Source organism: Mesorhizobium sp. M7A.F.Ca.CA.003.01.2.1 (assembly GCF_003998945.1).
GTDB lineage: Bacteria > Pseudomonadota > Alphaproteobacteria > Rhizobiales > Rhizobiaceae > Mesorhizobium > Mesorhizobium ciceri.
The window spans coordinates 1-464 of the sequence record NZ_RZRA01001661.1 but is presented as its reverse complement, the minus strand read 5'-3'; the positions used below and the strand labels follow the sequence as shown (position 1 = coordinate 464).

The window sequence follows — 464 nt, the reverse complement described above, 5'->3', positions numbered from 1 at the left end:
TATCTGACCGCCGTGGTGCTTGGCCTCGCCTTCGTCGCACAATCCTTCGGCATGGTTTTCCTGGCCATCAAATGGCTCGGCGTCGCCTATCTCGCCTTTCTCGGCTGGCGCTTCTGGAACAGCGGCATCACGCCCGAGACCGTCGAGGCCGGAAAAGGCAAGGGCGGCTTGCTGTCGAGCTTTGCCGCCGGCCTGACCGTTACCCTCGGCAATCCGAAGACGATGATCTTCTATCTCGCGATCACGCCGACCATCGTCGACCTGAAAACCATCACGCTGGCGGATTACGGCATCCTCGTCGCGCTGACCGTTGTCGTCCTGTTGGTGGTGCTGGTGCCGTATCTGGCGCTGGCGGCCAAGGCGCGCTGGTTTCTGAAATCGCCCCGCGCGCTCAAGGCGCTGAACCGCACGGCGGCCGGCTTCATGGTCGGTGCTGCTGCAGCGATTGCCGCTCGGCAATAGAG

At 63.1% G+C, this 464-nt stretch carries 1 protein-coding gene; it reads left to right on the top strand.

Annotated features, from left to right (window positions below):
• The coding region (locus tag EN969_RS34815) for a LysE family translocator (protein WP_164758833.1) at positions 1 to 462 on the top strand (462 nt) is incomplete at its 5' end.
• Positions 463 to 464 lie beyond the last annotated feature (2 nt).